The sequence below is a fragment of the Okeania sp. genome (assembly GCF_983059655.1).
In genome coordinates this window covers 5,044-11,039 of sequence record NZ_CEZPJD010000204.1, presented here as the reverse complement: position 1 = coordinate 11,039, position 5,996 = coordinate 5,044, and the positions used below count along the sequence as shown (strand labels likewise).

Here is a 5,996-nt window from a genome sequence, read left to right as displayed (position 1 = left end):
GCAGTGGTAATTGCTACTACTCTTAATAAACTAGCTAGACGGCTACAAAGTTTCAGAATAAATAGACCCCTAGCTCTATTAATCTCGGTCAGTCTATTTATACTAATAATTGTGATTTTTTTCTGGGTAGTTGTTCCACCTCTAGCGGAGCAGTTTCAACAGTTAATAACTATTGTTCCCTTGGGTATTAATAAATTAAATGATTGGTTGAATATACTTAAAGAGCAATTACCTATTCAACTTAGAGAGCAATTACCAAAAATTGATGTTAATGAAGTTATTACTCAACTACAACCTATCTTTAATCAACTAATTAATAATGCTGGAGAGTTTGTTGGTAATACTTTTGGAATATTTCTGAGTTTACTGCTAATTGTGGTTTTAACCATAATGATGTTGGTAAATCCAAGTGCCTACCGTCAAGCATTTATACGATTATTTCCCAATTTTTATCGACAACGAGTCAACCTAATTTTAAACTATTGTGAAATAGCCTTAGGAAGGTGGGTAATTGGTACTTTAATTAATATGAGTGTAATTGCTCTACTAAGTTTTATTAGTCTATCTATATTGCAGATTCCTCTTGCTTCAGCTCAAGCAATTTTGGCAGGGTTACTAACTTTAATGCCAAATATTGGACCCACTCTTAGTGTTATTCCACCGATGGCGATCGCTTTGATAGATTCTCCTTTAAAATCTGGTTTAGTTTTGTTGCTTTACATTATGATTCAACAAATTAAGGGTAATATTTTGACTCCTTATGTGATGGCGAAACAAGTTTCTTTGTTACCTGCTATTACGTTGATTTCCCAAGTATTTTTTGCTAGTTTTTTTGGATTTTCAGGACTTTTGCTTGCTTTACCTTTGACAATTATTGCTCGAGTCTGGATTCAAGAGTTATTAATTAAAGATATTCTCGATAATTGGCAAGTTGAAAATTTTTCATATGAAAGAAATACTGTAGATACTATCCCTGAATATTCTGAGGTAGATCGTAACGAGGTAGAAGATAAAATTGATTCTGAAGTAGAGATAGTAGAAGATAAAAGTACAGAAGATTTACCTAAATCTAGTTCAGAAGAAGAAATTTAATACTTTGTACCTTGTATAGCGTTTCTCAAGTTACTGAGGTATAGCGCAGGCAACAGGCAACAGGCAACAGGCAACAGGGGGAATAAATTGTCGATAGTATAAGACTTTTAGCGATTGGACACCTCCTGCAATTTGTAAATATACCAGCGCACACTGCTATATAGTTGTTTTTCTTGTTTTCTACTCCCTACTCCCTATTCCCTATTCCCTACTCCCTATCTATGAGAACAATTGCTGAAATTAACGACAAAATTATCAACAAAAAAGCCGTTGTGTCCACAGTAACAGAAGTCAAAACTAGAGTTGCTGAAACCAGTGTTACCCAGGTAGCAAAAGAAGTTGATGTAATTACCACTGGGACTTTTGAGCCAATGGAGTCCTCTGGAGCTATCATTAATTTAGGACATACTGACCCACCAATTAAAATTCGCTCCTGCTGGTTAGATGGTATTTCTGCTTATTCGGGCTTTGGGGCTGTAGATTTATATCTTGGTGCTACTCAAATACCTGAAGATGGTGAAGAATCTAAAGAAAGAGGTGGTGGTCATGTAATTGAAGACCTCATTGCAGGTAAACCTGTCCATCTTAGAGCAATTGGTCAAGTAACAGATTGTTATCCCAGAGCTACCTTTGAAACTACAATCACCCGTGAAACAATTAACCAGTTTTATTTATTCAATCCACGAAATTTATATCAAAATTTTATAGTTGGTGTGAACGGTGGCGATCGCCCTCTATTTACCTATCTTGGTCCTCTTATGCCAAATTTAGGTAATGCAGTTTATTCTAATACTGGTGCTATTTCTCCGCTATTTAATGACCCAGACTTACAAGTCATTGGTCTTGGTACTCGTATATTTCTGGGTGGCGGTATTGGATATATAACTTGGGAAGGTACTCAACACTTTCCTTTACAAAAACGTTTACCTAATCGTACTCCTATTGGACCTGCTGCTACTTTGGCCTTAATTGGTGATGCGAAACAAATGCAATCTAAATGGGTGCGTGGTTGTTATTTTAAAAATTATGGTCCTTCAATGATGTTGGGTGTGGGCATTCCTTTACCTGTTTTGAATGAGAAAGTAGTGGCTAACTGTACTATTCAAGACCAAGATATTGTGGCGCCGGTAGTAGATTTTTCTATTCCTCGGCGGGTGCGTCCAACTTTTGGTTTAGTTAGTTATGCTCAACTCAAGTCTGGTCGTATAAAAATAGAAGGCAAACTTGTTAGAAGTGCCCCTCTTGCTAGTATTTTCCTTTCTCATCAAATTGCTTTAGAGTTAAAACAGTGGATTGAAGATGGAGAATTTACCCTAACTGAATCAGTTGCTCCAATTCCTATGGATAGAACTTTTTTACCATTTCTAGAAAGTTAATAAGGTATATTTCCTGTTCCCTACTCCCTACTTACAAATATTGAGTTAATTTAACACTTGATTCTAGAGTATTTTCTTTTTGATAATGTGAAATAACCCTTGTAATCAAGCTGAAACTAACTCGAAAAAACTTGGCAATTTGTCTATAGGAACTTTCACCTTCAGTATATGTTTCTAGGATTTTTTCTCTCAAGCCCATAAAATCAGGTTTTACACCAATTTGAAAAAAGAATGTTACTAATAATAAGTGCAATAAAAAGACTTTGCAGGAAATGTCTCTTTGAAAAAAAAGAGAATTTACGACCTGAAAAATGGTATGAAATATATTAATTCTGACTCCTGAATTCTGGATTATAAGAAATACCCTAGCTATTTGTAGGAAACATTTATCAAAATGGTATTATCGAGTCACACTTAGTTTTTTCTATTTTCTATAAGTTGTAGTCTATGTTTATGAAAACCGCTATAATATTAAAGATATTGATAATTTATTAAATACTCCTTTCTTTCCTTTTTCCCAAGTATGCTAATGATGAAAAAAATCTCACAATTTTGTCAGTCAAAACTCTAAAAAAACAAAAACAAATCATCCTACTCCTCTGCATTTTTATTTTTTTTAGTAGGTTTAGGAATAGGTTCCTTTCTAATTGGAGCTGAATTTACCGAATTATAATTCTGGGAAGTAGGTTTGCGAGAATAATTACTTCTTTTATTTTGATTAAATGTTTTCTTACCTTTAAATGGAGGTTTACGATGATTACTAACAAATAGACTGCCTATATCATTAGCATATTGAATAACAAGAAATGTATCCTGCCTTTGAATATGTAAATCCCAGAAATGATTCAGTGGACGATCGCCTAAATGACCTTTGAGCTTCAGTTTGAAAAACCTAGGAGTATCTTCATCTTTGCGAGGAGCTTGTTTAACTCTAACTATTACATATTCTTCTTCTTGAGATTGATAAATTACTTCTCCTCGGATAGAAAAATAACCATCATTTAAGCTTAATAAACTATCTATTTGATTATCATCATCAGTAACAATAGTAGTTTCTTGAGAATTATCTACATCTTCTAATGTTTCTGGGATTTCTTCACTTTGATTATCTTCATTAGTGGGAGAAATAATCAAAGAAGAAGTAACATTATTCTCTTCTTCATCTTTTAATTCAGTATTTTTGATTTTTCTTAGGGTTTCTGGTTCCCACACCCCCATAATTTGAATATGTAAGTCATCATTTTCTTGTCTAGTACGAGGATAAACAACCCAAAGATGTTCCTCTTCTAGGTCTAGATGATTTTTTAATAGACTCATTACTCGACCTAACAATACAGCATCTATTTCTGAACCATCAGGAGTTTGTAAACTGCCGCGTGTAAATTGTTCTGTAGAAGGTTGATAACGACCTCGAACTAAGCCTATAGCTCGATACTGTTTTGGCTCGCTTGGAGGAGCAATTGGATGTTGTCGCACAATTGTATTATCTTGATTAGAGGTATCAATTTCATTTTGAGCCAAATCTTGAGATTCCGAAGAATTTAATGGCTGATTATCTGTCACAGTTAAAGTATCAATATCTCGATCGTTTTCTTTGGCCATTTCTTGATCTGAAGATTCATTAGTTGATTTGACAAAGCTCTCATCAACTTCACCATGAATTGGTATAGAGAGGCTTTCTTTACTATCTACTTCGTGAATAGCTAGTTCACTAGGGTGGGCCTGGTTAGGTGTTGTAGAATTATTTGTGTTTTTGGAGTTATTAATAGAAGAATTCATAAAAAATTCCTAGGGCGAAGATACATCCCTAATTATGGGAATACAGAAAAATACTATATTAGAAATTTCAGTCTTAGGGCGTGTCAATAATTAGTTTAAATACCTAGATATCCAACAATAACATAGTTATTTTGGCCTTAATTGTTGATGTCGCTCAATATTTAGACAGTAATTGGACAATTAATCTAGGCTAGCACTTTAAACATAGATTATGAAAATTTTAGGTTTCTTTGAGCAAATGCTCAAGCAAGACCTACAGCTATAATTTTTGATTTTCATTGGTTAGTCAGTTCGACTTTTATTTCAGCCTACTTGAAAATTTAGTAAGTAGGTGGGCACGAAAAAACTAAGTATGTAACAAAAAGTAAAGTTGCTCTTAAACCTCTTTCCTTATGCCTTCTGCCTCCTGCCTTCAATCTAACGACAAATTTTCACGCCTACCTATTAGGTAGGTAGGATGATTAACCTTATTATTGTTATTCATCCAATTATATTGTTGATTAATCCGTAAGTTTTCAATAATTCTTGAATTCGTTTTGCTCGTTTACGCAGTATATCGTAGGAAATAAAAAAAATTGGACATATTTATAATAAATAAATTGTGGAAATAGTTTGACAGCTTGCTACAATAACACAAGCAATAATCAAGCTAATTTAATTTAATTATCATTAATTCTCAGCGAAATCCTGTACAAAACTTTTAACTTTCCTGGTGGGCAGTCCCGCGTTGTAATATTTGATTCAGCGCCGTATGGGAGAGCCAGAACATGGTATACTTATAGATACAGGGGGAGGGCATCACCTCTGTATAAACTGCAACTCCTTTGCGGGTTGAAGAATTCCGCTTTGTAGTTCAAGCATAACGTCGGGAGTATGTCAAGAGTAGGTTGCCTAGAAAAATGGTTAAGAAATCCATTATTCTCCAACTTTGATGTCGGCAAGGGGTCTCTCGTTATAAAAATGTTAACGGGAGGGGAATTGCCGACCAACAAATAAACCGCGTAGCGTCCGCTTAGAGCTTGCATCTTGTGCTTTTTTTATTGGTGATTATATCAGGAGTAGCGGTAATACGCACCTGAGAGAACCATGAAAACAAATAGCGAGTATGGGGTTCAATTGGCGAAGTTAAGCGTCAACCCGTGAAAATGTAAAACTCTTGAGGGAACTTTCTGGAGTACAGAATTGTTGAGTACAAAAAGGTGGTGGGTCTCATCATCTCTGTCTGGTGAGGGTTAAGTGGTTGGACTCCCTGTGAAACAGAAAGCCCGCGTCCGTGAGGTTGGGAAGCCTACATCAAATCAAAGATTATGATGTAGGAGAACGTCACAGCTCAAACCGCAGTTTGGGTTGGTCAGTCTGAATAAGTTCAGTAGAACGGAATTTAATCTCATGGTAGATAAACGTCGTGGTTTTTTGATGGCAGTGGTGGTATTGGTAATAATTGCTTTTTTAGGATTTTCTCTATCTCCTTTATTAGGGGGACTATTAGAGGCCAATCAAAATAATGGTCAATCTACTCCATCTTCAACTCAGACCCCTGTAGCAGATCGAGAAGCAGATCTGCTGGCACAAGCACGGGGTTATGAGTTAGTTTTACAAAGGGAACCAGATAATCAAACTGCACTACAAGGACTTTTACAGGTTAAATTAGAGTTAATTCAATCAGGAAAGGGTAATATTGAGGAGGTTATATCTCCATTAGAAAAATTATCTGAACTAAATCCTGGTAATACAGATTATAATGTACTG

Annotated in this window: 3 protein-coding genes and 1 pseudogene; 3 read left to right on the top strand and 1 reads right to left on the bottom strand. The window is 35.2% G+C overall.

The window, feature by feature from the left end; genetic code table 11:
- Both AC3DU7_RS13500 and AC3DU7_RS13495 read left to right on the top strand, forming a co-directional pair.
- On the top strand, positions 1–1,092 hold a 1,092-nt coding region (locus AC3DU7_RS13500), incomplete at its 5' end, for an AI-2E family transporter (protein ID WP_488039857.1).
- A gap of 221 nt (positions 1,093–1,313) precedes the next feature.
- On the top strand, positions 1,314–2,468 hold the full coding sequence (locus AC3DU7_RS13495; RefSeq protein WP_488039856.1) for a homocysteine biosynthesis protein: 1,155 nt from the start codon (positions 1,314–1,316) through the stop codon (positions 2,466–2,468).
- Between the two features lie 591 nt (positions 2,469–3,059).
- Here AC3DU7_RS13495 and AC3DU7_RS13490 read toward each other — a convergent pair.
- Entirely contained in the window at positions 3,060–4,247 is a 1,188-nt protein-coding gene (locus tag AC3DU7_RS13490) for a hypothetical protein (protein ID WP_488039855.1), read from the bottom strand.
- 1,389 nt (positions 4,248–5,636) lie between these two features.
- On the opposite strand from AC3DU7_RS13490, the pseudogene AC3DU7_RS13485 reads away from it, so the two are divergent.
- Positions 5,637–5,996 (top strand): annotated as a pseudogene (locus AC3DU7_RS13485) (tetratricopeptide repeat protein); the annotation flags it as partial.